This is a genomic window from Pseudomonas sp. G1002, from assembly GCF_013385455.1.
Taxonomy (GTDB): domain Bacteria; phylum Pseudomonadota; class Gammaproteobacteria; order Pseudomonadales; family Pseudomonadaceae; genus Aquipseudomonas.
Genome location: NZ_JACAPY010000008.1, coordinates 1 through 26,417 on the forward strand (window position 1 = coordinate 1; position 26,417 = coordinate 26,417).

Annotated in this window: 24 protein-coding genes, 4 tRNA genes and 1 pseudogene; 13 read left to right on the forward strand and 16 right to left on the reverse strand. The window is 60.7% G+C overall.

From position 1 onward, the window contains the following. Positions 1 to 137: 137 nt before the first annotated feature. The 4 genes from HX801_RS04530 to HX801_RS04545 all read right to left on the reverse strand — a co-directional run bounded on the left by HX801_RS04530 (position 138) and on the right by HX801_RS04545 (position 3,322). Complete coding sequence (locus HX801_RS04530; protein ID WP_003217229.1) at positions 138 to 917, reverse strand: ABC transporter permease; 780 nt, start codon at positions 915 to 917, stop codon at positions 138 to 140. Beyond that, on the reverse strand, positions 914 to 1,846 hold the full coding sequence (locus HX801_RS04535) for an ABC transporter ATP-binding protein (protein WP_003217227.1): 933 nt from the start codon (positions 1,844 to 1,846) through the stop codon (positions 914 to 916). Before HX801_RS04535 ends, HX801_RS04530 begins: the two co-directional genes overlap by 4 nt. 135 nt (positions 1,847 to 1,981) lie before the next feature. Beyond that, positions 1,982 to 2,605 carry a glutathione S-transferase family protein gene (locus HX801_RS04540; protein ID WP_003217226.1) on the reverse strand — a complete coding sequence of 208 codons (624 nt, stop codon included), beginning with the start codon at positions 2,603 to 2,605 and terminating at the stop codon, positions 1,982 to 1,984. Positions 2,606 to 2,662: 57 nt separating this feature from the next. Beyond that, on the reverse strand, positions 2,663 to 3,322 hold the full coding sequence (locus HX801_RS04545; RefSeq protein WP_003217224.1) for a transglutaminase family protein: 660 nt from the start codon (positions 3,320 to 3,322) through the stop codon (positions 2,663 to 2,665). 192 nt (positions 3,323 to 3,514) lie between these two features. On the opposite strand from HX801_RS04545, the gene HX801_RS04550 reads away from it, so the two are divergent. Both HX801_RS04550 and HX801_RS04555 read left to right on the forward strand, forming a co-directional pair. Next, on the forward strand, positions 3,515 to 5,962 hold the full coding sequence (locus HX801_RS04550; RefSeq protein ID WP_008431294.1) for an acyl-CoA dehydrogenase: 2,448 nt from the start codon (positions 3,515 to 3,517) through the stop codon (positions 5,960 to 5,962). A 231-nt stretch (positions 5,963 to 6,193) separates the two neighbouring features. Next, positions 6,194 to 6,601: a PA2817 family protein gene (locus HX801_RS04555; RefSeq protein ID WP_003217220.1), complete on the forward strand. Its 408-nt coding sequence runs from the start codon at positions 6,194 to 6,196 to the stop codon at positions 6,599 to 6,601. 142 nt (positions 6,602 to 6,743) lie between these two features. On the opposite strand, the gene HX801_RS04560 is transcribed toward HX801_RS04555, so the two are convergent. Then, the gene (locus HX801_RS04560) at positions 6,744 to 7,676 is read right to left on the reverse strand and encodes a LysR family transcriptional regulator (RefSeq protein ID WP_003217218.1); all 933 of its coding nucleotides are present in this window, start codon (positions 7,674 to 7,676) and stop codon (positions 6,744 to 6,746) included. A gap of 92 nt (positions 7,677 to 7,768) precedes the next feature. Here HX801_RS04560 and HX801_RS04565 point away from each other — a divergent pair, with 92 nt between their 5' ends. Beyond that, positions 7,769 to 8,395, forward strand: a complete 627-nt coding sequence (locus HX801_RS04565) for a hypothetical protein (protein WP_008431289.1) — start codon at positions 7,769 to 7,771, stop codon at positions 8,393 to 8,395. Here HX801_RS04565 and HX801_RS04570 read toward each other — a convergent pair whose 3' ends face one another. Together HX801_RS04570 and HX801_RS04575 are read right to left on the reverse strand one after the other, a co-directional pair. Beyond that, positions 8,396 to 9,964 (reverse strand): alkaline phosphatase, encoded by a 1,569-nt coding sequence (locus tag HX801_RS04570; RefSeq protein WP_177021678.1) that lies wholly within the window; start codon positions 9,962 to 9,964, stop codon positions 8,396 to 8,398. Continuing rightward, positions 9,964 to 10,518 carry a GNAT family N-acetyltransferase gene (locus tag HX801_RS04575; protein ID WP_003217211.1) on the reverse strand — a complete coding sequence of 185 codons (555 nt, stop codon included), beginning with the start codon at positions 10,516 to 10,518 and terminating at the stop codon, positions 9,964 to 9,966. The genes HX801_RS04570 and HX801_RS04575 overlap by 1 nt, the downstream gene beginning before the upstream one ends. 189 nt (positions 10,519 to 10,707) lie before the next feature. Between HX801_RS04575 and HX801_RS04580 the strand changes: the two genes are divergently transcribed. From HX801_RS04580 to HX801_RS04610, 7 genes are all read left to right on the forward strand, one after another. Beyond that, positions 10,708 to 11,115 carry a biopolymer transporter ExbD gene (locus tag HX801_RS04580; protein WP_003217209.1) on the forward strand — a complete coding sequence of 136 codons (408 nt, stop codon included), beginning with the start codon at positions 10,708 to 10,710 and terminating at the stop codon, positions 11,113 to 11,115. Positions 11,116 to 11,117: 2 nt separating this feature from the next. Beyond that, on the forward strand, positions 11,118 to 11,855 hold the full coding sequence (locus HX801_RS04585; protein WP_003217207.1) for an energy transducer TonB: 738 nt from the start codon (positions 11,118 to 11,120) through the stop codon (positions 11,853 to 11,855). 24 nt (positions 11,856 to 11,879) lie between these two features. Beyond that, positions 11,880 to 14,162 carry a TonB-dependent receptor gene (locus HX801_RS04590; protein WP_177021679.1) on the forward strand — a complete coding sequence of 761 codons (2,283 nt, stop codon included), beginning with the start codon at positions 11,880 to 11,882 and terminating at the stop codon, positions 14,160 to 14,162. A gap of 17 nt (positions 14,163 to 14,179) precedes the next feature. Further along, a complete protein-coding gene (locus HX801_RS04595; protein ID WP_177021680.1) occupies positions 14,180 to 14,827 on the forward strand; it encodes a MotA/TolQ/ExbB proton channel family protein in 648 nt (215 codons plus the stop codon). A gap of 56 nt (positions 14,828 to 14,883) precedes the next feature. Beyond that, a complete protein-coding gene (locus HX801_RS04600; RefSeq protein ID WP_177021681.1) occupies positions 14,884 to 16,101 on the forward strand; it encodes a phospholipase D-like domain-containing protein in 1,218 nt (405 codons plus the stop codon). A gap of 116 nt (positions 16,102 to 16,217) precedes the next feature. Then, entirely contained in the window at positions 16,218 to 16,544 is a 327-nt protein-coding gene (locus HX801_RS04605; RefSeq protein ID WP_102606452.1) for a hypothetical protein, read from the forward strand. Next, positions 16,541 to 17,086 (forward strand): hypothetical protein, encoded by a 546-nt coding sequence (locus tag HX801_RS04610; protein WP_102606451.1) that lies wholly within the window; start codon positions 16,541 to 16,543, stop codon positions 17,084 to 17,086. The genes HX801_RS04605 and HX801_RS04610 overlap by 4 nt, the downstream gene beginning before the upstream one ends. 99 nt (positions 17,087 to 17,185) lie before the next feature. On the opposite strand, the gene HX801_RS04615 is transcribed toward HX801_RS04610, so the two are convergent. The 4 genes from HX801_RS04615 to HX801_RS04630 form a co-directional block, all read right to left on the reverse strand. Next, positions 17,186 to 17,261, reverse strand: a tRNA-Gly gene (locus HX801_RS04615). Positions 17,262 to 17,264: 3 nt separating this feature from the next. Then, positions 17,265 to 17,340, reverse strand: a tRNA-Glu gene (locus HX801_RS04620). Between the two features lie 104 nt (positions 17,341 to 17,444). Next, positions 17,445 to 17,520 (reverse strand) — tRNA-Gly (locus HX801_RS04625). A 3-nt stretch (positions 17,521 to 17,523) separates the two neighbouring features. Beyond that, a tRNA-Glu gene (locus tag HX801_RS04630) sits at positions 17,524 to 17,599 on the reverse strand. A 370-nt stretch (positions 17,600 to 17,969) separates the two neighbouring features. On the opposite strand from HX801_RS04630, the gene HX801_RS04635 reads away from it, so the two are divergent. Together HX801_RS04635 and HX801_RS04640 are read left to right on the forward strand one after the other, a co-directional pair. Next, entirely contained in the window at positions 17,970 to 18,728 is a 759-nt protein-coding gene (locus tag HX801_RS04635) for a hypothetical protein (RefSeq protein ID WP_003217193.1), read from the forward strand. A gap of 121 nt (positions 18,729 to 18,849) precedes the next feature. Continuing rightward, the gene (locus tag HX801_RS04640) at positions 18,850 to 19,662 is read left to right on the forward strand and encodes an alpha/beta fold hydrolase (protein ID WP_177010083.1); all 813 of its coding nucleotides are present in this window, start codon (positions 18,850 to 18,852) and stop codon (positions 19,660 to 19,662) included. A gap of 36 nt (positions 19,663 to 19,698) precedes the next feature. Here the strand turns inward: HX801_RS04640 and HX801_RS32200 are convergent, their stop codons facing one another. From HX801_RS32200 to HX801_RS04655, 4 genes and pseudogenes are all read right to left on the reverse strand, one after another. Further along, complete coding sequence (locus tag HX801_RS32200) at positions 19,699 to 20,580, reverse strand: methyl-accepting chemotaxis protein (RefSeq protein WP_371315662.1); 882 nt, start codon at positions 20,578 to 20,580, stop codon at positions 19,699 to 19,701. Continuing rightward, positions 20,560 to 21,666 (reverse strand): annotated as a pseudogene (locus HX801_RS32205) (HAMP domain-containing protein); the annotation flags it as partial. The pseudogene HX801_RS32205 and the gene HX801_RS32200, both read right to left, overlap by 21 nt. Positions 21,667 to 21,781: 115 nt before the next feature. Beyond that, positions 21,782 to 23,206: a PLP-dependent aminotransferase family protein gene (locus HX801_RS04650; RefSeq protein ID WP_003217187.1), complete on the reverse strand. Its 1,425-nt coding sequence runs from the start codon at positions 23,204 to 23,206 to the stop codon at positions 21,782 to 21,784. 203 nt (positions 23,207 to 23,409) lie between these two features. Beyond that, positions 23,410 to 24,171, reverse strand: coding sequence for an SDR family oxidoreductase (locus tag HX801_RS04655; RefSeq protein ID WP_008431261.1), 762 nt, complete (start codon positions 24,169 to 24,171; stop codon positions 23,410 to 23,412). 229 nt (positions 24,172 to 24,400) lie between these two features. Between HX801_RS04655 and HX801_RS04660 the strand changes: the two genes are divergently transcribed. Next, positions 24,401 to 25,408 (forward strand): NADP-dependent oxidoreductase, encoded by a 1,008-nt coding sequence (locus tag HX801_RS04660; RefSeq protein ID WP_087695366.1) that lies wholly within the window; start codon positions 24,401 to 24,403, stop codon positions 25,406 to 25,408. 140 nt (positions 25,409 to 25,548) lie between these two features. Here HX801_RS04660 and pyrF read toward each other — a convergent pair whose 3' ends face one another. Further along, entirely contained in the window at positions 25,549 to 26,247 is a 699-nt protein-coding gene (pyrF, locus tag HX801_RS04665; protein WP_003217180.1) for an orotidine-5'-phosphate decarboxylase, read from the reverse strand. Positions 26,248 to 26,417 lie beyond the last annotated feature (170 nt).

Here is a 26,417-nt window from a genome sequence, read left to right on the forward strand (position 1 = left end):
TTGGGGCTTTTCCAAAGTGAGCCGCTGTAAGAGCGGAACCATAGGTGGCCGTTACCGAAAAAACGGATATGTACTCAAACCAATCGCCAAAAAAAAACGGCCTCATCTGGAGGCCGTTTCTCATCACATCTCAACGCTTAGGTGCGCATCCCACGCCCACTCACCAGCAACCGCGCACACCCCACGTACAGCACCACAGTCGCCACCAGCATAAACGTGATCGCTACACTGATCTTGATATCCGAAACGCCCAAGATCCCATAGCGAAACGCGTTAACCATATGCAACACCGGGTTAGCCAACGACACGGTCTGCCAGAACGGCGGCAGCAAGGTGATCGAATAAAACACCCCACCCAGGTACGTCAACGGCGTCAGCACAAACGTCGGAATAATCGAAATATCATCAAAGTTGCGCGCAAACACCGCGTTGATGAACCCCAGCAACGAAAAGATCGTCGCCGTCAGCACCACCACCAGCAAGGTGATCCCCAGGTGATGCACCTGCAAATGGGTAAAGAACAGCGACAGCAAGGTCACAATCACCCCAACCATCAACCCGCGCAGCACACCGCCCAAGGTGTAGCCGATCAAAATCGTATGAGGCGACACCGGCGACACCATCAATTCCTCGATGGACCGCTGGAACTTGCTGCCAAAAAAGCTCGACACCACGTTGCCGTAGGAGTTGGTAATCACCGACATCATGATCAACCCCGGCACGATGTACTCCATATAGGTGAATCCACCCATATCACCAATCTGCCGACCAATCAGGTTACCGAAGATCACGAAGTACAAAACCATGGTGATCGCCGGCGGCAGCAAGGTCTGCGGCCAGATCCGGGTAAAGCGCTTCACTTCGCGATAAACGATGGTCTGCAGCGCGACAAGGTTGGGTTGCAGTTCCGAACTCATACCGCCACCTTCGCCAGATTTTTCTCCACCAGGGACACAAACAACTCCTCAAGGCGATTGGTTTTGTTACGCAGGCTCAGCACCTCGATGTTCTGGGTAGCCAATTGGCCAAACAGCGCGGTGATGCCCACGGCTTTGTCCACCTGGACTTCCAGGGTGTGGCTGTCCACCAGGCGATTCGGGTAGCCGATCAACTGGGGCGCAACCGTCATGTCGTTTTTCAGGTCGAGCAGGAAGGTCTCGACGTGCAACTGGCTCAGCAAATTACGCATGCTGGTGTTTTCGACAATGGTGCCGTGGTCGATGATGCCGATGTTGCGGCACAGCTGCTCAGCCTCTTCCAGGTAGTGCGTGGTGAGGATGATGGTGATGCCTTTCTGGTTCAGCTCGGTGAGAAACGTCCACATCGAACGACGCAGCTCAATGTCCACGCCCGCCGTCGGCTCGTCGAGGATCAGCAGGCGCGGTTCGTGAACCAGGGCGCGAGCGATCATCAAGCGGCGCTTCATGCCCCCGGACAGGGAACGCGAAGGCACGTCGCGCTTGTCCCACAAGCCCAGTTGCGTGAGGTATTGCTCGGCGCGTTCCTTGGCGATCTTCGGCGGGATGCCGTAGTAACCGGCCTGGGTCACGACGATGTCGAAGGTCTTTTCAAACTGGTTGAAGTTGAACTCCTGGGGCACCACGCCGATGCTGCGCTTGAGCGCCGCCGGGGATTTGTCCAGGTCGTTGCCAAAGATGTTCACCGTACCGGTGGTCTTGTTGACCAGGGTCGAGAGAATCCCGATGGTGGTGGATTTGCCGGCGCCATTGGGGCCGAGCAAGGCGAAGAAATCACCTTCGGCGACGTCCAGATCGATACCACTCAGGGCCTGGAAACCGTTGCCGTAGGTTTTGGTTAGCTGCCGGATGGACAGAGCGGAACTCATATCGGATTACGCACCAAAGAAGAGGAATAGAATTGTTACATGAGGGCAGACCGCACGGAATACAACGGCTGCGCGTGACAGGCATGGTGCTTGTCCGCGCCGCACAAGTACAGTAACCCGTATTAATAGTCGGTATCAGGTCAACGCGGTCATGACCGATTTCTGATAGGCCGGACGCTGGCGCAGCCGCTGGTACCAGGCTTCCAGGTTAGGCATCGACGGGCGTTCGATGGGCATTTCGAACCAGGCATAAATGAAGCTGCCCAAGGGAATATCGCCCATGCCGATCTCGCTGCCGGACAGGTAAGGTTGCGTGGCCAAGGCCTGATCCACCGTCTGCAAAACATCGATGCAGGCCTGGCGACCGGCGTTGATGGTGTCCCAGTTCTGTTTTTCAGCCGGGGTTCGCAGCACGCCCCAGAACACGGTCTTGAACGGTTCGGCCAGGGTCGAGGTGGTCCAGTCCATCCACTTTTCAGCGTTGGCCCGGGCTTGCAGCTCGCTGGGGTACCAGTTCGAATCCGGCGCATGTTTGGCGGCCAGGTAGCGCACGATGGTGTTGGATTCCCACAGCACAAAGTCGCCATCTTCAATCATCGGCACCCGGCCATTGGGGTTCAGCGCGCGGTATTGCGGCGTGTCGACCACACCAAAAGCCCCGCCCGCATCAATTGCCTCATAGTCCAGGCCGAGCTCCTCGGCGCACCACAGTGCTTTCCTGACATTTGACGAATTTTTACGACCCCAGATTTTCAGCATGACCGCCCCGATTTTGAAAAAGATGGTTGGATGAATGCCGGGGCAGCATACGCCGGATCACGTCCGGCTTAAATCACTCTGCATGTCCCCCAGCAGGATCGGCATCTGCTCGCCAAACAGGTGCGGGTAACATTTCTGGATGTGGGCGAAGAAGAATTCCTCGGGCACCTCGGCAAATTGCCCATGGTCCACCACGTACTCCATGGAGCGCTGGCCCTTGCGGTTGAAGGCGTGGAAAACACTGTCATGAACGCCATCGAAATCCAGCGGCGGCACATCGAACAGTTCGCACAGTTGCTGATTGAACGCCGGCGTGGCCTTGACCCAACGGCCGTCCAGATACAACTCGGTATAGCCATGCATGGCAAATACGTCACTTCTGAGCAGCTCGATCAAACGGGGCGTCGAGAGGTGGTTACGCACGTCGGCCAGGCCGATGCGCGCCGGGATCCCGCAGTGCCTTGCGCACGCCGCCAGCAATGTTGCCTTGGGCACGCAATAACTCTCGCCGGCCGCCAGTGCGAAGCTCGCGCTGAGGGTTTGCGGGTCGCGACTGAAGGTATAGGGGTTATAGCGCACCGCCTCGCGCACAGCGTAGTAAAGACTGACTGCCTGGTCACGGAGTGCGGCACTCGAACCGCGATGTTTTTCGGCGAACTCCACCACCGCAGGGTGGTCACTATCGATGAAGCGGCCGGGATTCAAGTACGCATTCATGAGGTTAATCTCAGAGAGCAAGCCCTGAGTCTAACCACAGGCATGCACCTGGGATAACGACGATTCGGCCAAATGTCGGCGCCTGGTGCTGATCATTGCCGGCACACCACGTAACACCCTCGTCACCCCGCTTGTTCGGATGCCGACTAAGCTCTGAGGTGATTTCGCACCTGGTTTCACGGAGGATTGAATATGCTGTTGTTGTGGATACTGGTTCTGGTGGTGGGCATTGCCTACCTGGCGCACCGGCGCATCGCGCCCCTGCCCGCCATCGGCGTGGTCGCCGTCTACCTGTTGGCGATGGGCGCCTTCAGCCACGCACCAGGCTGGTTGCTGCTGATCTTCTGGGTACTGATCGCCGTGGTAGCCGCCCCGCTGCTGCTGCCGGACCTGCGCCGCAAGTACTTCACCGCGCCGCTGTTCAACTGGTTCCAGAAAGTCCTGCCGCCGATGTCCGAGACCGAGCGCGACGCCATCGACGCCGGCACCGTGTGGTGGGACGGCGAGCTGTTCAGCGGCCGCCCCGACTGGGACAAGCTGCTGGCCTATCCCAAGGCGCAACTGACTGAAGAAGAACAAGCCTTCATCGACGGCCCTACCGAAGAACTGTGCGCCATGGTCACCGACTGGGAAATCGGCCAGGCCATGGACCTGCCCCCCGCCGCCTGGGAACACATCAAGCAGCATGGCTTTTTTGCCCTGATCATCCCCAAGGAGTTCGGCGGCAAAGGCTTCTCCGCCTACGCCCACTCCCAGGTCGCGATGAAGCTGGCAACCCGCAGCGGCGACCTCGCCTCCACGGTCATGGTCCCCAACTCCCTGGGCCCGGCCGAATTGCTGCTGCACTACGGCACCGATGAACAACGCAACCATTACCTGCCACGCCTGGCCCGTGGCGACGATATCCCGTGCTTTGCCCTGACCGGCCCACTGGCCGGTTCCGATGCTGGCTCCATGCCCGACACCGGGGTGATCTGCAAAGGCGAATGGGAAGGCAAGGAAACCCTCGGCCTGCGCCTGAACTGGGAAAAACGCTACATCACCCTCGGCCCGGTAGCGACTTTGCTCGGCCTGGCCTTCAAGGCCCATGACCCGGATCATCTGCTGGGCGACAAAGAAGACCTGGGCATCAGCCTCGCGCTGATCCCCACCGACACCCCGGGTGTTGAAATTGGCCGCCGTCACCTGCCACTGGGCGCCGCGTTCATGAACGGCCCCAACTCCGGCAAGGATGTTTTCATTCCGCTGGAATTCCTGATCGGCGGCCAGGAAATGCTCGGCAAGGGCTGGATGATGCTGATGAACTGCCTGTCGGTAGGCCGTTCGATTTCCCTGCCTGCCGTCGGAACGGGCGCGGCCAAGTTCACCAGCCTGGTGACCGGCCAGTACGCCCAGGTGCGTGAGCAGTTCAACGTACCGCTGGCGGCCTTTGAAGGCATCCAGGAAGCCCTGGCCCGCATCGGCGGCAACGCGTGGCTGATGGACAGCGCGCGGATGCTCACCGCCAACGCGGTCGACCTGGGGGAGAAACCCTCGGTACTGTCGGCGATCCTCAAGTACCACCTGACCGAACGCGGCCGCGAATGCATCAGCCACGCGATGGACGTACACGGCGGCAAGGGCATCATCATGGGCCCCAACAACTACCTGGGTCGCAGCTGGCAGGGCGCGCCGATCTTCATCACCGTGGAAGGCGCGAATATCCTCTCGCGCAACCTGATGATCTTCGGCCAGGGTGCGATTCGTTGCCATCCGTTCGTGCTCAAGGAAATGGCCCTGGCCGGTCGCGAAGACCATGACCAGGCGCTGAAGGAATTCGACGGCCTGCTGCTGCAGCACATCGGCTTTGCCGTAGGCAACGCCGCCAGCACCCTGGTGTTGAACCTCGGTTTCGGTCACTTCGAAAAGGCTCCGGGCAACAGCCTGAGCCAGGGCTATTTCCGCGCACTCAACCGTCAGGCCGCGGCGTTTGCGATGCTGGCGGACCTGAGCATGATGCTGCTGGGCGGCGAGTTGAAACGACGCGAACGCCTGTCGGCACGTCTTGGTGATGTGCTGAGCCACATGTACCTGGCATCGGCTGCACTCAAGCGTTATCACGACCTGGATTCGCCAGACCACCTGGAACCGCTGTTCGCCTGGGCCATGGAAGAGAGCCTTGGCCACTCCGAGCGTGCACTGGATGAACTGCTGACCAACTTCCCGAGCAAGGTGTTGGGTTGTCTGTTGCGGGTGATCGTGTTCCCGTTCGGCCGCCGTCATAAAGGCCCGTCCGATGCGCTGGATGCCGAGGTGGCCGCAGTGCTTGGTCGCGCCAAGGGTGACCCGACCCTGGAAGCGGTACTAGCGGGCTGCTATCGCCCACAGTCCGCAGAAGATCCGGTGGGCGCCCTGCAACACGCCTACGACCTGTTGGCCGACAGCCATCCGTTGCAGAAAAAACTCCACGAAGGCCTCAAGAGCGGCCAGGTCAAACCGACCGCGGGCGAACACGCCATCGATGCCGCGCTGCATGCCGGCGTGCTGCAACCGGCCGAGGCGCAGACCCTGCGTGACGCTGAAGCGGCGCGGCGCAAGGTGATCGACGTGGATGATTTCAGCAAGGAAGAACTGAGCCAGGCTGAGGGAAAAGTCCGCTGATCCCAGCGGTCATATAAAAACGGGTAGAGTGCCCTGCCTCACAAATACTGATCCCTTTTGACGGCGTCTGTTGTCGTCATGCTGCGTTGCCGCTCCTCGCCATAGCAAGCTATGACTCGTCGCGGCGCCTTGCCTGACAACAACAGCCACTCGTCAAAAGGAATCGTATTTGTGAGGCAAGGCACCGAGCTATATACTCTCGCGCCCGTTTTGCTCTTGAGGACTTATCTCGTGTCCAACGTCGTTGCCGATCATCTCGTCTTGCTCGACCACCTGCGCAGCATCCTGGTTGCCGTCGGCGAAGCCGAACAGGTTCCCGAGGAAAGCCACCTCCTGTTCCTGGAGCGCTTCGATGAACTGCGCGCCTTGCTGCCCATCGACCCGATCGAAAGCCAGTACCTGGGCCAGGACATGATGAGCCAGGTCATCCTGCGCTACCCGCAAATTGCTCACCTGGTACCGCGCGACCTGCTGTGGTTCTTCGGTGGCGACTGCCTGCACTTCATGCCCGACGACGAGCTGGACCTGTACCAGGCCCTGGAAGAACGTCGCTTCGAAGCTGAACAGAACGACGAACCGTTCGACTGGAACCAGGAAAAGCAGTTGTTGGCCATGTCCAATGACCAGCCCAAGCACTGATTTCAGGGCTCACGCAGATCAAATGTGGGAGCGGCGGTGCGACGGTTCGACTTGCTCGCGAATGCGGTGTGTCAGTCAATATTTTAGGTGACTGAACCACCGCATTCGCGAGCAAGCCCGCTCCCACATTTAAACTGTATTCCTACCGTTTCTTCAGCGTCGGCTCTTTGGCCATGCACTCCACCAGATAATCAATAAACACCCGCAACTTCGGCGGCAGGTACCGCGTCGGCGAATGCAGTAGCCACGCATCCCCGTGGTACGACGCAATGAAATCCCACCCCGGCAACACCTGCACCACCTCCCCCGCCTCCAGCGCATGCCGCGCCGTGAAATACGGCAAGCTGCCAATCCCCACATGTTGCAATACCGCATCCAGCCGCACCCCGGTGTGATTCGCCGCATACCGCCCGCGCACGCCCACCGTCACCGCCTTGCTGCCCTGGCGAAACTTCCAGCGCGCATCCCCCGGCGTCTCACCCAGGTAGATGCAACTGTGCTCCAGCAAATCATGGGGATGCTGCGGCGTACCGTGCTCCGCCAGGTACCGCGGCGTGGCGCAGATCAAATGCTCGATCGGCAGCAACTGGCGCCCCACCAACCCCGGCGGCGGGCTGTCGGTGATGCGGATGCTCAGGTCGACATTGTCGTCAATCAGGTCCACATGCCGGTCCTCCAGGATCAACTGCACGTCAACCTTGGGATAACGCCGCAAAAACTCCGGCATATGCGGATGCACCACAAAACGCCCCACCGCCTTGGGCACGCTGACCCGCACCAGCCCTTCGGCTTCATGGGTGTATTGGCCGCTGATTTCCATCACCGACCGCGCAGCACTGACCATTTCCTGGCAGCGCTTGAACACCTCTTCGCCACCTTCGCTGAGGCGCAACTTGCGCGTGGTGCGTTGCAGCAGGCGAGTCGCCAGGGCCTTTTCCAGGCGTGAGATGCTGCGGCTCACGGAGGACGGTGATGCTCCCAGTTGGCGCGCAGCCTCGGAGAAGCTGCCGGTTTCCACCACCTTGACGAAAATCGCCATTTCGCCCAGCAGCGGTAAGGGAAGATTGATGCTCATGACGCACAAGTCCATTGAGATTTGAACGGATTATCACCCATTGGCGCACTTCTTATACTGCCGGTTAGAAACCCCTGATGCGGATATAAATGATGACCCAGCGCCTGTTTTTTACCCATGACCACCTGAATGCCGAACTTGAAGTGCTGGGATGCACACCTTTTGATAACCAGTTTGCGGTAATCCTGCAGTCCACAATCTTCCATCCACAAGGTGGCGGCCAGCCCTCCGACACCGGCTGGCTCGGGGCAAGCCAGGTGTTGAAGGTGGTGCAGGAAGGCGATCATGTCGTGCATTACGTAGACCGCCCCGTGGCTCCCGGCGTGATCCAGGCACGCGTCGATGAAGACCGCCGCACCTTGCACACGCGCCTGCACTCGGCCGGGCATCTGATCGGCAATGCCGGTGAAACCCTGGGCTGGATGCCGATCAAGGCTCATCACTGGCCGGGCGAAGGCAAGATCACCTTTATTCGCGGCACCTCGGCCCAGGCCATGGACGCCGAGGCGATCCAGCGGCAAGTCGACCAATGGATCGCCGCCAACCTGCCGCGCCATATGGCCCTGGATGACGGTACGCGGCAAGTGGGTTTTGGCGACCTGCCGGCCTATGCCTGCGGCGGCACGCACGTGCAGGCATTGGGGGACGTGGGTCAGGTGACGATCCTGGCCCTCTCCGAGAAAAAGGGTGCATTGTCTGTGCGCTATACCCTGAACTGACTAAACCGCAATCGCCCCCGCCCTGCCCGGTTCCACCACAAACGACTTGAGGGTCGAGACGCTGGCGTTCGGATCCCGGGCATCGGAAATCACCCGGAAGTTCGTCAGCATATTCCTCTCCTCAAGCGCCACCGACACATAGCCGCGCTGTCGGCTGTCGAAAAACTTCACATGGGGATTGAGGGGCAGGATCGCACTGAACGCATCAAATGGTGGCCCGTCAGACGTCACCGACGTGCCGACAAACTCGGTCGCGACCACGGGCGAATCCGGATTCCCTGCGTCAGCGTGCAAGTCCGTCGTCCAGAACGAGTGAATATCGCCGCCCCAGAACACCGGGTTATTCACCTTTCTGCGCACCATCGACGCAAGCATCCGCTCACGGTTGGCCATGTAACCATCCCAGCCATCGGTCCAGCGGCCGGGCTTGTGGTTGGTCAGGTCACGTTGCGTGAGCGGCGCGACCAACAGGTCCTGGGCGATCACGTTCCATTGTGCCCGGGACTCGGCAAAACCCTGATCCAGCCAAGCCTCCTGCTCCCAGCCGAGCATGGTGCGACGGGGATCGCGCAGGTCAGCACAGGTATTCGCGGCCACATGTCCCTTGTGGCTGCCATTGGCCAGGATGCATGGCTGCTCGGAGCGGTACTGACGCCCATCCAGCACATGGAAACGCGCCAGCCGGCCGTAGTCCAAACGCCGATAGAGGCGCATGTCCGGCCCGCGCGGCAGGCTGCTGGCCCGCAGCGGCATGTGCTCGTAGAAGGCCTGGTAGGCCGCCGCCCGCTGCTTGAGAAAACTCGTCACCGGGATGTTCGGGTCCTGGGACCACTGGCTGGCATAGTCGTTTTGCACTTCGTGATCGTCCCAGGTGACCACACTGGGCGCCGCAGCATGCAGTGCCTGCAAATCCGGATCGGTCTTGTACAGGGCGTAGCGGTTGCGGTAATCCACCAGATTCAACGCATTGCCGCTGCCGTGGGGGCGAATGATCTTGCCGGAATCAGCCGCGTAGGAACTGTCATAGATGTAATCCCCGAGGAAAAACACCAGGTCAGGCTGCTCGGCGGCCAAATGCCGATAGGCGCTGAAGTAGCCTCGCTCCCAATGGGAGCAGGAGACAAAACCCAGCTGCGCCGATGCCATGGCATGCACCGCCGGCGCAGTGCGCGACTGGCCCACCGGGCTTTGCGCACCGAGGCCTTCGAACTGGTACCAGTAAGGTCGACCCGCCTCCAGCCCGGCGACTTCCACATGCACCGAATGGGCGAAACGCTCGATGGCCATCACCTCGCCCTGGCGCACAACGCGCGTCATCGCTGCATCGCGGGCCACCTTCCAGCGCACCGGCACCGCTCGGCTCAGGCCACCCCGACCGTCGGCGGCATTGAACAGCGGCGCGAGGCGCGTCCAGATCACGAAACCATCGGGCAATGGATCGCCTGACGCCACGCCGAGGGTGAAGGGATAGTCGATGCCTGCACTACGGGCAAACGGGCTGAGGATCGAAAACGCCGTGGCAACTGCAAGCCCGCCCAGTACGCGACGGCGATCGTGATTCACACTCATCAACTGCGCTCCTTCCAATCGGCACGCACCAGGCCATACAACAACATGTCCTCGTGCACCCCATTCTTGAGGAAGGCGCCCTTCATGCACCCTTCGTAACCCAAGCCAATTTTTTCCATGACCCGAGCGGACCCTTTGTTACGAGCAAAGCACTGGCTGCCCACACGCTGCAGCGCCAATTCGCTGAACCCAAACGCCATGATCTGCGCCGCTGCTTCGGCGGCATAACCCTGGCTTCGAGAATGGGCGGCCACCCAATACCCGAGATGCCCACTTCGATGAGCAGCAGATAATCTGAGACTGATCACGCCGATCAATTCGCCAGTTTCCCGCAGATGAATCCCCAGCCCCAGTGAATGCCCCGAGCGGTAATTCTCTGCCTGGCCATCAATAAAGGCGTGTGCGGTTTCCAAGGTGTATGGCGATGGAATCGCAGCCGTGTTGTTCGCAATATCGGGATCGTTGGCCAGCACCGACAACGTCTCGGCCTGCTCCTTTTGCAGAGGCTTCAACAGCAGTCGCGGGGTGGATAAATGCGGCAGTGCAATGCTCATGCAGGGGGACTCGCGAAATAAATTCTCCAAGAATGTACCCGCGTCGTGTCAGTTTCATTACGTAGATAAATAGACCCACGAGTCGTCTGTAAGACGCGTCCTAGAGCCTTAAAAGCTTAAATTAAAGTTAACCATTCGGTCATTTTTGGTTGCTAGCGTGTCGCCCCTAATCAACTGCGGGGTAGCGGAATGAGAACTTGGGATGAACCCAAAAAACGCAAGGCACACATCGAACTGATCCCGATGATCGACGTGATGATGTTCCTGTTGGTGTTTTTTGTACTGGTGAGTTTGAACGTGATTCCGGCCCTGGGCATGAAGACTCAGCTGCCGAGCGCCAGCAGTTCACAGCAGCTCAAGCCGCAAAATAAATTCATCCTGACCCTGGGCCTGGAAGGTCAGCTGCAGCTCGATGGCAAGGACCTGACCGTCGACGCGCTGGTGCCTGCACTCAAGGCCGGCGAGAAGCCAGACACCAAGTCGACGATCATCGTCAACAGCGACAAAGGCGTGGAAGTGTCGCGCCTGGTCGAGGTGATGGACACCCTGCGCCTGGGTGGCTTTACCTCTGTCTCCATCGCCACGAAAAAGTCCTGATCATGTATGCCTTGTTTCGTGCGCGTCGGCTGCTGGGCAGTGTCCCGGCCCTGATCGCCCTGGTGCTGATTGCACTGGGTATCCAGTCCCAACCCCTGAAGATCCAGCCGCAGTACGACGAGTCGGCGGTTGAACTCGCGCTGGTCGAGCCCGAGCCGGAAGTGGTCCCCGAGCCCGTGGTGGAAGAACCGCCGCCACCGCCGCCGGTGATCGAAGACGAGGAGGCCGAACCTGCCCCTCCGCCTCCGCCACCCAAGCCGATCCCCAAACCACTGCCAAAGCCTGAGCCCAAGCCAAAACCGGTGCCCAAGCCCGTGGTCGCCAAGCCAACGCCTGTGCCTGCGCCAGCTCCGGTGGCCGCCAAGCCGGTGCAAGCCGCTCCCGCTCCCACGCCAGCACCCGCTGCGCCACCGGCGCCGCCGAAAGTCGACGGCCAGGCACTGGAAGGCGGCTACCTCAAGGGCTTGCGCAACGAGTTGGACACCTACAAGCAATACCCCACCGGGCGCCAGGCGTCCCTTGAACGCCCGAGTGGCGAGGTGGTGGTCTGGTTAATGGTGGACCGCCAAGGCCGCGTCCTCGACTCCGGGATCCAGACCCCGGCGCCGAGCATGCTGCTCAACCGGGCCGCCACCAACAGCCTGCGCCGTATCAAGCAGGTGAAACCGTTCCCCGAACAAGCCTTCGGTGGACGTAACGAGCAGCGCTTCACCGCCACCTTCAACTACAGCGTGCAATAAGCACACACCACCAGGACGACAGTGATGAAGTTCACCCGGATTCATCTGGCACTCGTTGCCGCGACGAGCATGACCCATGGAGTGGTCATGGCAGATACCAGCGACAGTGACGTCGGGACTATTGGGGTACAGGGCAAGGCAACCGCTGGGGGCGGTTACATGGTCCAGGAAGAGAGCGCCAAGGGCCGCTCGACCATCACCAAGGAAGCGTTGGACAAACAGACGGCCACCGGCAACGCCATCGACAAGCTCAAGTACACCCCGGGCCTGAACATCTCCAGTGAAGACAACACCGGCCTCTCGGGCTTCCGCTTCACCATGCGCGGCATGAACTCCGACCAGGTCGGTATGTCGGTGGACGGCATGCCGATCAACGACTCCGGCAACTACGCGTTGTACTCCAACCTGTTGGGCGACCCGGAAAACATCGACCAGATTTTCGTCACCCAGGGCTCGTCGGAAGCCGACGGCCCGCACATCGGTTCCAGCGGCGGCAACATCGGCATCGTGACCATTCGCCCCACCAAGGAAACCGGTGCCTTCGTCAAACAAGTGGTGGGCGGCAACGGCACCATGAAGACCTTCGCCCGCCTCAACACCGGTGAAGTCAACGGCCTGAGCAACTGGCTGTCGGCCTCCCACACCGAAGGCCAGATGTGGCGCGGCTCGGGTGCCGTGCGTGCGGACAAGGTGGAGTGGAACAGCTTCTTCGACGCCGGCAACGGCAACACCGCCAACCTGATCCTCAAGTACCACGAGCAGGACAACAACAGTTACAGCCAGTTGACCAAGGCACAGTTCCAGCAGTACGGCCGCAAGTACGACCCGTACCCGGCGACACCGGCGGTGGGCGCCAACGGCAAGGTCAGCAGCTACTACGACCTGGCGCAGAACCCGTTCCAGACCTTTACCGCCGTGCTCAACACCCAGTACAAGCTGAGCGACAACCTGTCCCTCTCGGTGATCCCGTATTACTACTACGGCAACGGCAGCGGCGTGGGCTCCTCGGCCTATGCGCTGAACAGTGGCTCGAACAAGGGCGGCGTTTTCGACCTCGGCAACCTGCCGACACAGGCTCAATACAACGCCGACGGTTCCGCGACCACCGGCGTCTACTACCGCCCTTCGCGCACCCAGACCTGGCGCCCGGGCATCACCACCAAGCTGAACTGGGACCTGGGCGACCACAGCCTGCAATTCGGCTACTGGTATGAACGCGCCCGCCAAAGCCAGACCCAACCGTTCATTGCCCTCAAGAACAACGGCAAGCCAAGCGATACCTGGCCCGACGGCAACTCCGTGGTCGACGCCAACGGCAACACCGTACAGGGTCGCGACCGCTACACCGTGACGCCGGCGCAAAAGGTCTGGACCCAGGACACCTGGTACATCAACTCGGACTGGACGTTGATCGCGGGCATTGCCTACATGAACGTCGAGCGTGACGGCACCAACCACGGCAGCCTCACCGAGCAACCCGGCAAGGCCAGCCAGACCTACAACAAACTGCTGCCCAACGCCGGCCTGAAATACCAGCTCGACGAGCGTGACCAGTTGTTCTACAGCCTGTCGCGCAACATGCGTATTCCACAGAACTACGTGCTGTACGACAAAGGCGTCGGCTCCCTCGACTCCAAGCCGGAACTCAGCTGGAACCAGGAACTGGGCTGGCGCTACACCGGCGAAGACAGCACCCTCGCCGCGACCCTGTTCTACATGCAGTTCAAGAATCGCCAGCTCACCTCCCTGGACAGCAACGGTGATTCCGCCGACATCAACGCCGGCACCGTCATCAACAAAGGCCTGGAACTGGAGTGGAGCGGCAAGCTGCCGCACAACTTCAACTACTACACCTCCTACACCTACACCAGCTCCAAGCAGCAGGACGACCTGACTGTCTACAGCGCCGGCAAGCCGATCGTGCTGCCCACCAGCGGCAAGCAGTTCGCCAACGTGCCGACCAACATGCTGGCGGCCAACATCGGCTATGACGACGGGCGCTTCTACGGCACCTTCGGCGGCAAGTTCACCAGCAAGCTCTATGGCGACCTGACCAACGACGAAGCCATCTCCGCCCGCACCATCTTCAACCTCGGCGCCGGTATCTACCTGCCGGTGGACAAGAAAGTCGTCAAGGACGCAACCCTGCGCCTGAACGTCGACAACCTGTTCGACAAGAAGTACCTGGACGGCGTGTACACCACCAAGACCAACTCGGCGAGCTACAGCGGTTTCCGCGATGGCGACCCGGCCTACATCGTTGGGCTTGACCGCACCGTCACCGTTTCCCTGGAAGCCAATTTCTAACTGCGAGGCTCAGCATCATGGACATGAACCTGCTTCACCAAATCACCTTTTATGTGATGTACGCCGCACTGGCGATTGCAATCTTCATCACCATCGAACGTGGCATCTACTTCGCCTACGTGCGCCGCCAGGCCCGTGCATTGACCGAAGTGCTGGGCGCCAATGTGCACAGCGAACGCGACCTGCCGGAAAACCTGACTCGCCGTGACAGCCTGCCGCTGAGCATGGTGCTGCCGATCCTGGCGCAGAAGGCGTCCCAGGGTTCGCGCAAGGACCTGGATGACGAGATCGAAACCCAGTACCTCAAGACCCGCGCGCCGCTGTCGCGCAGCCTGTGGATCATCGAAACCATCACCACCGCCGCGCCGCTGCTCGGCCTGCTGGGAACCATCCTCGGCATCATCGACACCTTCAAGGCGCTGGCCAGTGCCGGTGTGTCCGACCCGGGCCAGATTTCCGGTGGTATCGGTACGGCCCTGTTCGCCACGGGTTTGGGTATCGCCATCGCGCTGTTCTGCGTGGTGTTCCACAACTTCTTCCAGGACAGCCTGGAGCGTATCAACGACCAGCTGAAAATCCTGCTGATCCGCGCGGCAACCGGTGCCCGCGTGCAGGGTGAAGTGCCGCACCTGGTACCGACCCCGCTGCACACCCGCACTGCGTGACCTTCCCGGGGCGGGCGCATCATGCGCCCGCCCTTTTTTTGCCCGATGAGACGCCTATGTCCATATCGCTGAAATTACGTATCGCCGGCCTTGCAGGCCTGCTCCTCAGTCCGCTTGCCCAGGCGGACTTTTCAATTCCGGGATTTGAGTTGGTACACACCGTGCCAGTGGACACCCAACTTGGCACCGCCGATCTGCGCCAGCCCGGCCCCGTGTGGATCCAGCTGTTCGACGGCGCGAAAAGCCGCATCGACATCGGCCAGTTCTACGCGGCCGACCATCCTGGCTCGGTGATGGACAAGGTGATTGAACACCTGGAAGCCGCCGGCAAACGCGGGGTGAAAATTCGCTTCCTGCTGGAAGAAAAAGGCGTGCGGCTGTCGGAAGCCTCGACCTTGGAGCGCCTGAAAGCCATTCCCAACCTGACCTTCCGCATCCTGCCCTATGGCAAGCTGAGTGGCGGGATCATCCACGCCAAGTACATGGTAGTGGATGGCAAGCAGGCGTTTATCGGCAGCCAGAACTTCGACTGGCGTTCGCTGGAGCATATCCACGAAACCGGGCTGTTGATCAGTGATGCAAACGTCGTCGCCCAGACCCAGGCCATTTTTGAACAGGACTGGCAGGCCCAGGCTGCGTTGGCCGACAACCAGCCTGTTGCCCTGCCCGCCACAGGTGCCACACCGGCACGCACCGGCAACTACCTGGTAGCCAGCCCCCAGCGCTACAACCCGCCGGGTGTGGGTGATTCGCAGCTGGAACTGCCACGTCTGCTGGGCGAGGCGAAAAAGGAAGTGCGCGTACAACTGCTGGACTACGCGCCGCTGTCCTATGGACCTGACAGAACCCGGCCTTACTACGCGATGATCGACAACGCCGTGCGTGCAGCGGCAGCGCGCGGGGTCTCGATCAAGTTGATGGTATCCAACTGGAACACCGAAGCACTGGAATTGCCGTACCTGAAAAGCCTGGCGGTGCTGCCGAATGTCGAGGTCAAGATCGTCACGCTGCCCGAGGCCAGGCAAGGATTTATTCCTTATGCGCGGGTGATCCACAGCAAGACCATGGAAATCGACGGGCAAGTGGCGTGGGTGGGCACCAGTAACTGGCTGGGGGGTTATTTCGATAACTCGCGCAACCTGGAAGTGGTGATGCGCAGTGAAGCGATGGCCAAGCGCGTGGGAGATTTACACGAACAGCTGTGGGACGGGCCGTACGCCAAGGCACTGGACGCGACAAGCGAGTACCCGGAGCCGCATCCGGGCAAGCCGTGAGCCGTTGCCTGCAAATCCCATGATTTGCGGGCAATGTCACATTGCCAGATATGAATGTTGCACTTTTCCGCCGTTGCGCTGACCAACCCTGCACACCTCATGGATGGAGAGCAGGGATGAACACCACACGCAATGGACTGTACGGTACGGCGCTGGTTTGGGCGGCCATCGGGCTGGCAGGTTGTGCCAATTCCATGACCTCCACCGGGGTGCCGGGGGTGAAGATGGGCGACAGCTATGAGCAGGTACTCGCCGTGGTCAGCCGTGACAATACGGTGACCAGGAAGATCGACGGGCAGGGATTCCGGGCTGAGGGTTACTCGCAGACGTTCAAGGATTGTCGCAGTACATATTTTATCTTCCAGGGCGCCGATGGCTTGCAGATGGTCAGCCATGAGCCCGCGCCGCATCTGTCGGTCAGCCAGAACTGCCGCCAGCCATGAGCACTTTACGTGTCATTCCCGCCCTGTTCCTGTTGCTCCTCAGCGGCTGTGGCCAGGTATATAACGTCCGCTCCCTCAACACCGCCTATACAGCGCCACCGTCTGCCGAGACGGCGCGCTTGCGCATTATCAGCGACGGCATGGTGCGCGCAGTGCCCGGGCGCGATTGTCTGGACTGGAATGTTCCCGGAGCAGGCGTGATGGTGTCCGCCAAATCCGGCTTCGCCGACCGCAATGGCGCAAGCCTGGGGATGCCGGGGCCGATTTACACCTGGGACGGTGCGGTGTCGTCCGAACAGGTGATTCCGGCGAACACGCCCATTGCCTTTCATTACCTTGGGTTGCCGCAATATGGCCGGCAATGTTTCAACACCATGACCTTTATCCCCAAGCCCGGCATGGACTACATGGTGCGAGCATCAATGTCCGGGAGTTGCTCATTCGAGCTTGCTGAGCTGCCGAAAGGTGCCGAACGATGGAGTCCGATTGAACCGACGCCATCGGGAAGGCTATCGATGTGCCATGCGATGGATAATTTCTAGCGGTACAAACGCAACGTGGGCCGAGGCATTGCACTCCGGCTCACAAAAAACCCACAAACAAAAACGCCGATCATTGCTGATCGGCGTTTTCGTTAAATATGGAGCGGGAAACGAGACTCGAACTCGCGACCCCGACCTTGGCAAGGTCGTGCTCTACCAACTGAGCTATTCCCGCAAATGGCGTCCCCTAGGGGACTCGAACCCCTGTTACCGCCGTGAAAGGGCGGTGTCCTAGGCCACTAGACGAAGGGGACACGCTACTGAAACACATGGTGTGTATTTCAGTGCCCAGAGATTAAATCCGAAGATTACGCCCTGGTTTCACTCAGTGCCGCCCGAGGGCAACACTGCTTAAATTTGGAGCGGGAAACGAGACTCGAACTCGCGACCCCGACCTTGGCAAGGTCGTGCTCTACCAACTGAGCTATTCCCGCATATGGCGTCCCCTAGGGGACTCGAACCCCTGTTACCGCCGTGAAAGGGCGGTGTCCTAGGCCACTAGACGAAGGGGACACACGTACAACATTCACTCCCTACCGCGTTTCGCTGTGTGCTTTACGCTGTAAGTGGCGCGCATTCTATGGATGGATTGGGAGGTCGTCAACCCCCAAGGATAAATTTATTTAAATCAATGACTTCGCCGTGGTTTACGGGGGTTGCAAGGGTTTCTCGCCGTCCAGGCTTTGGCGCCTATATTCTGGCGTTCCACAAGGCGCTATAGTTCGCCACAGCAAATGATGGCAATGTGCATCTACGCAGGGACTGCCCAGCTATATAGAAGAAACTACTGACGCAACTGGTCGCTCAGTCCTATCCGGTCATTGCACCAGTCACTACACTTCAATGCAAACCCCATAAAGAGGTCACACCGGTGACACCACTCATGATCACCCTGCTGGTAATAGCCGGGATCGTAATACTGATCGCCATTGGCTACATGAACCACGTGGTGGAAAACAATAAGCTGGAAAAGAACCGGACCCGGATCGAACTCAATGACCGGCTGCGCCGCTGCGGCGAAATCACCGAGACCTTCCCTGGCCAGTTGATGACGCCGCGACTCAAGTTGCTGCTGACCCGCCTGGAGCTCAACGTCAATCAGCGCCTGCTGAACCTCGACAAGTCCAATGCGTCGCTCAAGGCACGCATCACTGAACTCAACGCACTGGTGGCCCAGGGCGAATCGATTCCGGTGAACAACCCGCCAGGCCCGATCCAGACCGAAGCCAAGGCCAAGGATGTACGTTTCCTGCTCGAAGCACTGCATGGCCAGGTGACCCGAGCGGCCCAGGACGGTTTCCTGCCGACCAATGAAGCCAAGCACTGGATCAAGGAAATTCGCCATATCCTGGTGCTGCTGCACATCGAGTTCTTCAACAACCTGGGCCAGCACGCGCTGCAACAAGGCCAGCCGGGCCAGGCTCGCCTGGCGTTCGAACGCGGCGTGCAGTACCTGCGCAAGCAGCCTGAGCCGGTGGTGTACAGCCAGCAGCTGCAATTGCTCGAGAAACAGCTGGCGCGCGCCAACTCCATGGTGCTGTCCAACCTTGAACCGGCTGAAGACGAGGTCAACGAATTGACCGAAGGCTTGAAAGTGGTGGATGCGGACGCCGACTGGAAGAAGAAAGCCATCTACGACTGATCCCCTGCCATTGTGGTGGGCGGCAAACCCGCTCGCCACATGCCATCACTCTGCACCTATCCCCTTCCCCTCGAATAGCGTAAAAAAGGCCCCTCTCTCCGTTAACGAAAAGGGCTTCGCCATGCCTGTCGTGCTCATCGATGGACAACCGCTGCACTACCTCGACCAGGGCACCGGCCCGGCCGTTCTCCTCGGTTCCAGCTACCTGTGGGACAGCCAGATGTGGGCGCCGCAGATCGAAGCCCTGTCGCAACAGTACCGGGTGATCGTCCCCGAGCTTTGGGGCCACGGCGAGTCCGGCGCACTGCCTGCAAACACTGCATCCCTGGACGACCTCGCACGCCAGCACCTGGCGCTGCTGGATCACCTGGACATTGCCCGGGTCAACCTCGTGGGCTTGTCGGTCGGCGGCATGTGGGGCGCACGCCTGGCGCTGCTGGCTCCCGAGCGGGTCAACAGCCTGGTGCTGATGGACACGCACCTGGGCGCCGAGCCGGAAGCCACTCGCCAATACTACTTTTCGCTGTTCAAGATGATCGAAGATGCCGGCGCCATTCCGGAACCGCTGCTGGATGTGGTGGCACCGATCTTCTTCCGTCCCGGTATCGACCGGGAGTCGGCCTTGTACCAGGATTTCCGCAACGCACTGCAGGCCTTCCCCAAGGAACGCCTGGTGCACAGCATCGTGCCCCTGGGCCGGATTATCTTCAGCCGCGCGGATGTGTTGGCACAACTGGCGCGCCTCGACACCGACACCACCCTGGTGATGTGTGGCGAGCAGGACAAGCCACGCCCACCGGCCGAATCAGAAGAAATGGCGGCCTTGATCGGCTGCGCGCTGACGTTGATTCCGCACGCCGGGCATATCTCCAGCCGGGAAAACCCCGATTTCGTCAACGAAGCGCTGCTGACCTTCCTGGCCAACAACGCCTGACCGCCCTGCCCTTTGATCACCGCAGGCCTGCGGTGATCAAAGGCGGAAGTGCCCGACCATCCCCTTAAGCTCCGTACCCAACTGCGCCAGCTCGATGCTCGACGCTGCATTGCCCTGCATGCTCAACGCCGATTGATCGGCACTCGCACGGATGCTGGTGACGCTGCGGTTGATTTCCTCGGCCACCGAGCTTTGCTCTTCGGCCGCTGCGGCAATCTGCTGGTTCATCTGCTGGATCAACGACACCGCCGCAGCGATGCTGCCCAGGGCGCTTTCGGTTTCCAGGGCATCACTGACCGCCAGCTTGACCAGTTCGCCGCTCTGCCTGATCTGCTGCACCGAAGCCTGCGCAGCGCTGCGCAAGGTACTCACCAACCGTTCGATTTCCTCGGTCGATTGCTGGGTGCGCTTGGCCAGCGCCCGCACCTCGTCGGCCACCACGGCAAAACCGCGGCCCTGCTCGCCCGCCCGCGCCGCCTCGATGGCCGCATTCAGCGCCAGCAGGTTGGTTTGCTCGGCCACGCTCTTGATCACCTCAAGGACGGTACCGATAGTCTGGATCTCCGCGCTCAGGCTTTCGATGCTGGTACTGGCGGAGGTCGCGGAGCTGGCCAGCAACTCGATACGCTGCAAGCTCTGACGCACCACCTGCTGGCCGCTGTCGACCTTGTCATCCGCCGTCTGCGCCGCCTGGGCCGCTTCTTCGGCGTTGCGCGCCACATCGTGCACGGTGGCGGTCATCTGGTTCATGGCCGTGGCCACCTGCTCGGTTTCTTCCTTCTGGCTGCTGACCTCGATATTGGTCTGCTCGGTGACGCTGGACAGCGAATGGGCCGAGCTGGCCAGTTGCTCGATACCCGCCTGCAACCCGCTGACCATGCTGCTCAGGCCGCTGCTCATCTGTTGCATCGCGAGCATCAACTGGCCCATCTCGTCCCGGCGACTGACTTCCATACGGCCACTGAGATCACCGGCGGCAATCTGCTGGGCCACTGCAATCACGCTGCGCAACGGTGCAACGATCAAACGGGTAATGATCCACGCGGCAATCAGCCCGACCAATAACGCCAACGCCGAAGAACCGATGATCAGCAACGCGCTTTTCTTCAACTGCGACTGCATCGACAGGTCTTCTGCGTCGTAGGCCTGATTGACCCGGGTGACCACTTCGGCTGCGCGCTCGTGCAACTGCTTGTAGACGACTTTTTCCTGGGCCAGCAGCCCGGTGTATTCGCCGAGTTTTTCGCTGAAGGCCGCGATATGCCCGGACACTTCGTTAAGCACGGTTTGGTAGCCAGGATCCTTGACGGTGGTTTTCAGCTGTTCGACCTGGGCCAGGGCCTGATCGGCCTGCTCGATCTTGCCCTGCTCGGCGTTCTCGTCATCGCCCTTGCGGCTCTGGTCCAGGCGCACGTGCGCTTCGTTCATGGCCTGCAGCATCAGGCGCGAGACCTGGCTGACCTGCCCCGCCTGCTCGATGAATTCGGCACCTTCCTTGCCCTGGCTTTCCTTGAGGCCATAGGCGCCGTCGTCCGCCAGCCCGGCCTGCAACACATCAAGGTTGTTGGCGACACTGGAGACCGACCAACTGGCCATTTCCAGCGCCAGGTCCTTGGTCTGGGTCAGCTCGACAAACTCATCGAACGCCTTGCGATACGCCGCCAGCGCCTGCTCGACGTCGCTCATCACCGGGACATTGGCAGGCGACTGGGCCTTGAGAATTACCGCCTGGGCCGCCAACGCGTCGACACTTTCGTGCAAGGCGTCCACCGACTTGGGGTCGGCATGCAGCGCGTAGTCCTGCTCGATCAAGCGCACCTTGAGCAAGCCGCTGTTGAGCGCCGACATGGCTTTAAGGCCCTCGAAGCGCTGGCCAACGGTTTGCAGCGACCACACGCCAATCGCGGCCACCAATGCCGTCAACAGCAGTACCAGGGCAAAGCCCAAGCCCAGTTTCTTGGCCATACCGAGGTTGGCAAAACGTCGTTGCACGGCAGAAATCATTGCACTTGAGTCCTCTTGCAATGGCGAATGCCATCAAGCCAGGTTTCGATGCAGCGAGATTCGCAACCCCGGGGCACTGAATACAAGGGTTTGGCGCCACAATAATGGCAAAAAGCTACATCCTCGTCGTTTTCAGAATGGTAGAGGTCGATCCTGCCGGCCCCATGGCCTTGAACAACGCCAGTGCACGCTGATCAGAAGCGTAGGCCACATTGATGCGCAGCCAGTCGCTGGATTCGCCCGTCGGGCTGAAAAGCGTCCCCGGCGACAGCAACACCCCCAGCCGGCGAGCCCGTGCCTGCACGGTGGAACGGTCGCCGACACCAGGGCGCGCCCAGAGGAACATGCCCCCCGCCGGCACCGCAAACACCTCCCACTCTTCGTCTTCCAGCACCTGCAGGGTCATGGCCATTTCCGTGCTCAGCCGCCGGCGCAGGCGTTGCACCCACTTGCGGTAGGTACCATTGGCCAGCAACGTCGCCACCACCGCCTCGGCAAACCGCGAGGTGCCGATGCCGGTCAAGGTCTTGACCCTGGCCAATTGCGCGATGATCGCCCCGCTGGCCGTGAGGTACCCCACCCGCAAGGCGCTGCTGAGGGTCTTGGAAAAACTCGAGACATAGATCACCCGGTCCTCGTGGGGCAACGCCGACAACCGGGTGCACGTGGCATGTTGCAGGTCGCCATAGACGTCTTCCTCGATGATGAAGAAGTCCTGGGAATGGGCCAGTTGCAGCAAGCGCTCGGCCACCGCCAGGGACAGGCTGGTGCCGGTGGGGTTGTGATACAGGCTGTTGATGAACAGGCACTTGGGCCGGTGCCCGCGCAACAGCGCTTCCAGGGCAGGCATGTCCGGGCCGCCACGGGTACGCGGCACTTCCAGCAGCTTGACACCGTGAAAGGCCAGTTGGCGGTAAAGGTTGCCGTACCCCGGGCTTTCCACCACCACGGTGTCGCCGGCCTTGAGCAGCGTGCGGATCAGCAGGTCCTGGGCGTGGCTCGCGCCGTGGGTGGTGAGAATATGCTCGACCCGGGTTGCCACCTGGATGTGCGCCAGGCGCTTGAGCAGCTGTTCACGCAGGGCCGGCAGGCCCAGCGGCGTGCTGTAGTTGAAGACCGCAGCAGTGTCGGTGCGGGTGACTTCACGAATCGCGTAACTGATGTCGTCGCTCTCGCGCCAGGTGTCCGGCAGCCAGCCGCATCCCAGTTTCAGTTCGCCCAGTTGATTGTCGATGAAGGCGCCCCACCCCGACTCGGCGCCCTCATACCATTGGTTTTCACCGCGAAGACCACGCTCGGCGGGTGGCTGGGCCACACAGAAACCGGCGCCTTGCCTTGAGGCCAGCACACCTTGGGCAACCATCCGCTCGAACGCCTCGATGACGCTGGACTGACTGAGCAGGTTCTCGTGGGCCAGTTGCCGCACCGAGGGCAACCGCGTCCCGGGGCTGGCGCCGCTCTCGCGAATCCAGGCGGCCAGCGCACTGACGATTTGCTGCACTACCGGTACAAGGGCTTGTCGATCGATCCCTAAATCCATGAGCCACTCACTTAAACTGTTGTCATTTAACCCAAACCAGTTAAGCACAGAAGCCCAATGACAGCCGCGATCAAGATTTATTAAATCATTGATTTAATTGAATTATTTACCTAGTGAAACACATTCAGGTGAGGCATCTGGCCACCTGCGGAAAAACCCCACAGCGCCTCCAACGCTTTTCTGAATGGCATCCGCCTCACTTCCTAAATCGCGGTCGCGCCACCGTCCACCGCCAATGCCTGGCCCGTGGTGAAGGCAGCACCGTCGCTGCACAGATAAAGCACGGCGCTGGCGATCTCCTCGACCTTGCCGATACGCCCGACCGGGTGCATGGCGGCGGCAAATTCGGCTTTGCGCGGGTCAGCTTCATAGGCACGGCGGAACATATCGGTGTCGATCACGGCCGGGCATACCGCGTTGACGCGGATTTTCTTTTTCGCGTACTCGATCGCCGCCGACTTGGTCAGGCCGATCACCGCGTGCTTGGACGCGGCATAGATACTCATCTTCGGCGCCGCCCCAAGTCCTGCCACAGAAGCCGTGTTGACGATGGCGCCGCCGCCCTGAGCCAGCAGCAACGGCAGTTGATACTTCATGCACAGCCACACGCCCTTGACGTTGACGCCCATGATTGCGTCGAACTCATCCAGGCTGCCGTCCGCCAGCTTGCCCTTCTCGATCTCGATCCCGGCGTTGTTGAAGGCATAGTCCAACCGGCCATAGGTGGCCACGGTCTGCTGCATCAACTGCTGCACGTCCGCTTCGAGGGTGACATTGCAGCGCACAAACACCGCTTCGCCACCGGCCTGATGAATCAGCGCCACAGTGCCCTCGCCGCCAGCCGCGTCCAGGTCGGCGACTACGACTTTCAAGCCTTCAGCGGCGAACGCCAGCGCAGTGGCGCGGCCAATGCCGGCGGCCGCACCGGTCACCAGGGCGACCTGGCCGGAAAATGTCATGCTCATGGTGGATGTTCCTTCGATGGGGATGCTCGATGACCCCAGTCTAGCCAGAGCCACCATCGGCGCGTCAGCACTATCAAAAGCCCGGTTGGCGAACCATGAGCCGCAGTGATAACGGCACCGGCATCACTATCATTGCAGTGGATCGGTGGGCATTCGCAGGTGCCGCGCACCTTGCCGGTGCAGCCCGAAGGGTCTATCACTCAAGGTCCACTTCTCAAGAGTCGCTGCCATGACTGCCCAGACCAACCGCCAATTCCTGCTCGCCAAACGCCCGGTCGGCGCGGCCACGCGGGACACCTTCACTTACCAGGAAGTGCCGGTGGGTACACCCCAGGACGGCCAGGTGCTGGTGCACAACGAATACCTGTCCCTCGACCCGGCCATGCGCGGCTGGATGAACGAGGGCAAATCCTACATTCCGCCGGTGGGTATCGGCGAAGTCATGCGCGCCTTGGGCGTAGGCAAGGTGATCGCGTCGAACAACCCGAAATTTGCCGTGGGCGACTACGTCAACGGTGCCTTGGGTGTGCAGGATTACTTCCTCGGTGAGCCGCGGGGTTTCTACAAGGTCGATCCGAAACTCGCGCCGTTGCCGCGTTATCTGTCGGCGCTGGGGATGACCGGCATGACCGCTTACTTCGCCCTGTTGGACACCGGCGCGCCCAAGGCCGGCGAGACCGTGGTGATCTCCGGCGCGGCAGGCGCGGTGGGCAGCATTGCCGGGCAGATTGCCAAGATCAAAGGCTGCCGCGTGGTAGGCATCGCTGGCGGCGCCGACAAATGCAGGTTCCTGGTGGATGAACTGGGTTTTGATGCCGCCATCGACTACAAGAACGAAGACGTGCATGCCGGCCTCAAGCGCGAGTGCCCGAAAGGTGTGGACGTGTATTTCGATAACGTCGGCGGGGACATTCTCGATGCCGTGCTCAGCCGCCTGGCATTGAAAGCCCGCGTTGTGATCTGCGGCGCCATCAGCCAGTACAACAACAAGGAAGCTGTCAAAGGGCCAGCCAACTACCTGTCACTGCTGGTCAATCGTGCGCGCATGGAAGGGTTTGTGGTGATGGACCACGCGGCGAATTTTGCCGCTGCCGGGCAGGAAATGGCCGGCTGGATGGCTCAGGGCAAGCTCAAGAGCAAGGAAGATATAGTCGAGGGGCTGGAGACGTTCCCGGAAACGCTGATGAAACTGTTCAACGGTGAGAACTTTGGGAAGTTGGTGTTGAAGGTCAGCTGACACACCGCAGAACCAAATGTGGGAGCGGGCTTGCTCGCGAAGGCGGTAGAGCAGTCACCTTATGCATTGACTGTCACACCGCCTTCGCGAGCAAGCCCGCTCCCACAATTTTTTACCGTGCCCGCTTCAGGTCGGGTAGGTCAGGCAATCTCGGCAACTACCGCTGCCAGCGCCTTGGCCGGGTCGGCCGCCTGGCTGATCGGGCGACCGATCACCAGGTAATCGGAACCGGCATCCAGGGCCTGGCGCGGGGTCAGGATGCGACGCTGGTCGTCCTGGGCGCTGCCCGCCGGGCGAATCCCCGGGGTCACCAGTTGCAGCGCCGGGTGGGCGGTCTTCAACGCCTGGGCTTCCAGCGCCGAGCACACCAGGCCGTCCAGGCCAGCCTTTTGCGCCAGGGCCGCGAGGCGCAGCACTTGTTCCTGTGGCTCGATGTCCAGGCCGATGCCGGCCAGGTCTTCACGCTCCATGCTGGTCAGCACGGTCACGCCAATCAGCAGTGGCTTGGGGCCGCTGCGCTGATCGAGCACTTCACGGCACGCAGCCATCATGCGCAAGCCGCCGGAGCAGTGCACGTTGACCATCCACACGCCCATTTCGGCGGCGGCCTTGACCGCCATCGCGGTGGTGTTGGGGATATCGTGGAATTTCAGGTCGAGGAACACCTCGAACCCTTTGTCACGCAAGGTGCCGACAATTTCGGCGGCACAACTGGTGAACAGTTCCTTGCCAACCTTGACCCGGCAAAGCTTGGGGTCCAACTGGTCAGCCAGCTTCAGTGCGGCGTCACGAGTGGGGTAATCCAGGGCGACGATGATAGGAGTCTGGCAGGCGGACATTGGAATGGGCTCTCAGGCAAGTCGAAATCGGCGCGGATTGTAGCGCAAGCAGCGGGTTTGCGGGATCCGATGATCGGTAATTCGCGATTTAGCCGCCATATTGCGGGCTCCCGGGCAATTGTGTCGAAACAGATACATTCCCGACATGCCTGCAATACCCCCGAAGATTA

Bases quoted from the DNA above. Each gene is read 5' to 3' on its own strand.
- HX801_RS04660 (WP_087695366.1), top strand. From the start codon at position 24,401: ATGACTGCCCAGACCAACCGCCAATTCCTGCTCGCCAAACGCCCGGTC.
- HX801_RS04655 (WP_008431261.1), bottom strand. From the start codon at position 24,171: ATGAGCATGACATTTTCCGGCCAGGTCGCCCTGGTGACCGGTGCGGCC.
- HX801_RS04595 (WP_177021680.1), top strand. From the start codon at position 14,180: ATGGACATGAACCTGCTTCACCAAATCACCTTTTATGTGATGTACGCC.
- HX801_RS04640 (WP_177010083.1), top strand. From the start codon at position 18,850: ATGCCTGTCGTGCTCATCGATGGACAACCGCTGCACTACCTCGACCAG.
- HX801_RS04545 (WP_003217224.1), bottom strand. From the start codon at position 3,322: ATGAATGCGTACTTGAATCCCGGCCGCTTCATCGATAGTGACCACCCT.
- HX801_RS32200 (WP_371315662.1), bottom strand. From the start codon at position 20,580: ATGCTCGCGATGCAACAGATGAGCAGCGGCCTGAGCAGCATGGTCAGC.
- HX801_RS04600 (WP_177021681.1), top strand. From the start codon at position 14,884: ATGTCCATATCGCTGAAATTACGTATCGCCGGCCTTGCAGGCCTGCTC.
- HX801_RS04610 (WP_102606451.1), top strand. From the start codon at position 16,541: ATGAGCACTTTACGTGTCATTCCCGCCCTGTTCCTGTTGCTCCTCAGC.
- HX801_RS04585 (WP_003217207.1), top strand. From the start codon at position 11,118: ATGTATGCCTTGTTTCGTGCGCGTCGGCTGCTGGGCAGTGTCCCGGCC.
- HX801_RS04540 (WP_003217226.1), bottom strand. From the start codon at position 2,605: ATGCTGAAAATCTGGGGTCGTAAAAATTCGTCAAATGTCAGGAAAGCA.
- HX801_RS04605 (WP_102606452.1), top strand. From the start codon at position 16,218: ATGAACACCACACGCAATGGACTGTACGGTACGGCGCTGGTTTGGGCG.
- HX801_RS04635 (WP_003217193.1), top strand. From the start codon at position 17,970: ATGATCACCCTGCTGGTAATAGCCGGGATCGTAATACTGATCGCCATT.
- HX801_RS04550 (WP_008431294.1), top strand. From the start codon at position 3,515: ATGCTGTTGTTGTGGATACTGGTTCTGGTGGTGGGCATTGCCTACCTG.
- pyrF (WP_003217180.1), bottom strand. From the start codon at position 26,247: ATGTCCGCCTGCCAGACTCCTATCATCGTCGCCCTGGATTACCCCACT.
- HX801_RS04535 (WP_003217227.1), bottom strand. From the start codon at position 1,846: ATGAGTTCCGCTCTGTCCATCCGGCAGCTAACCAAAACCTACGGCAAC.
- HX801_RS04570 (WP_177021678.1), bottom strand. From the start codon at position 9,964: ATGAGTGTGAATCACGATCGCCGTCGCGTACTGGGCGGGCTTGCAGTT.
- HX801_RS04650 (WP_003217187.1), bottom strand. From the start codon at position 23,206: ATGGATTTAGGGATCGATCGACAAGCCCTTGTACCGGTAGTGCAGCAA.
- HX801_RS04560 (WP_003217218.1), bottom strand. From the start codon at position 7,676: ATGAGCATCAATCTTCCCTTACCGCTGCTGGGCGAAATGGCGATTTTC.
- HX801_RS04580 (WP_003217209.1), top strand. From the start codon at position 10,708: ATGAGAACTTGGGATGAACCCAAAAAACGCAAGGCACACATCGAACTG.
- HX801_RS04575 (WP_003217211.1), bottom strand. From the start codon at position 10,518: ATGAGCATTGCACTGCCGCATTTATCCACCCCGCGACTGCTGTTGAAG.
- HX801_RS04530 (WP_003217229.1), bottom strand. From the start codon at position 917: ATGAGTTCGGAACTGCAACCCAACCTTGTCGCGCTGCAGACCATCGTT.
- HX801_RS04565 (WP_008431289.1), top strand. From the start codon at position 7,769: ATGACCCAGCGCCTGTTTTTTACCCATGACCACCTGAATGCCGAACTT.
- HX801_RS04590 (WP_177021679.1), top strand. From the start codon at position 11,880: ATGAAGTTCACCCGGATTCATCTGGCACTCGTTGCCGCGACGAGCATG.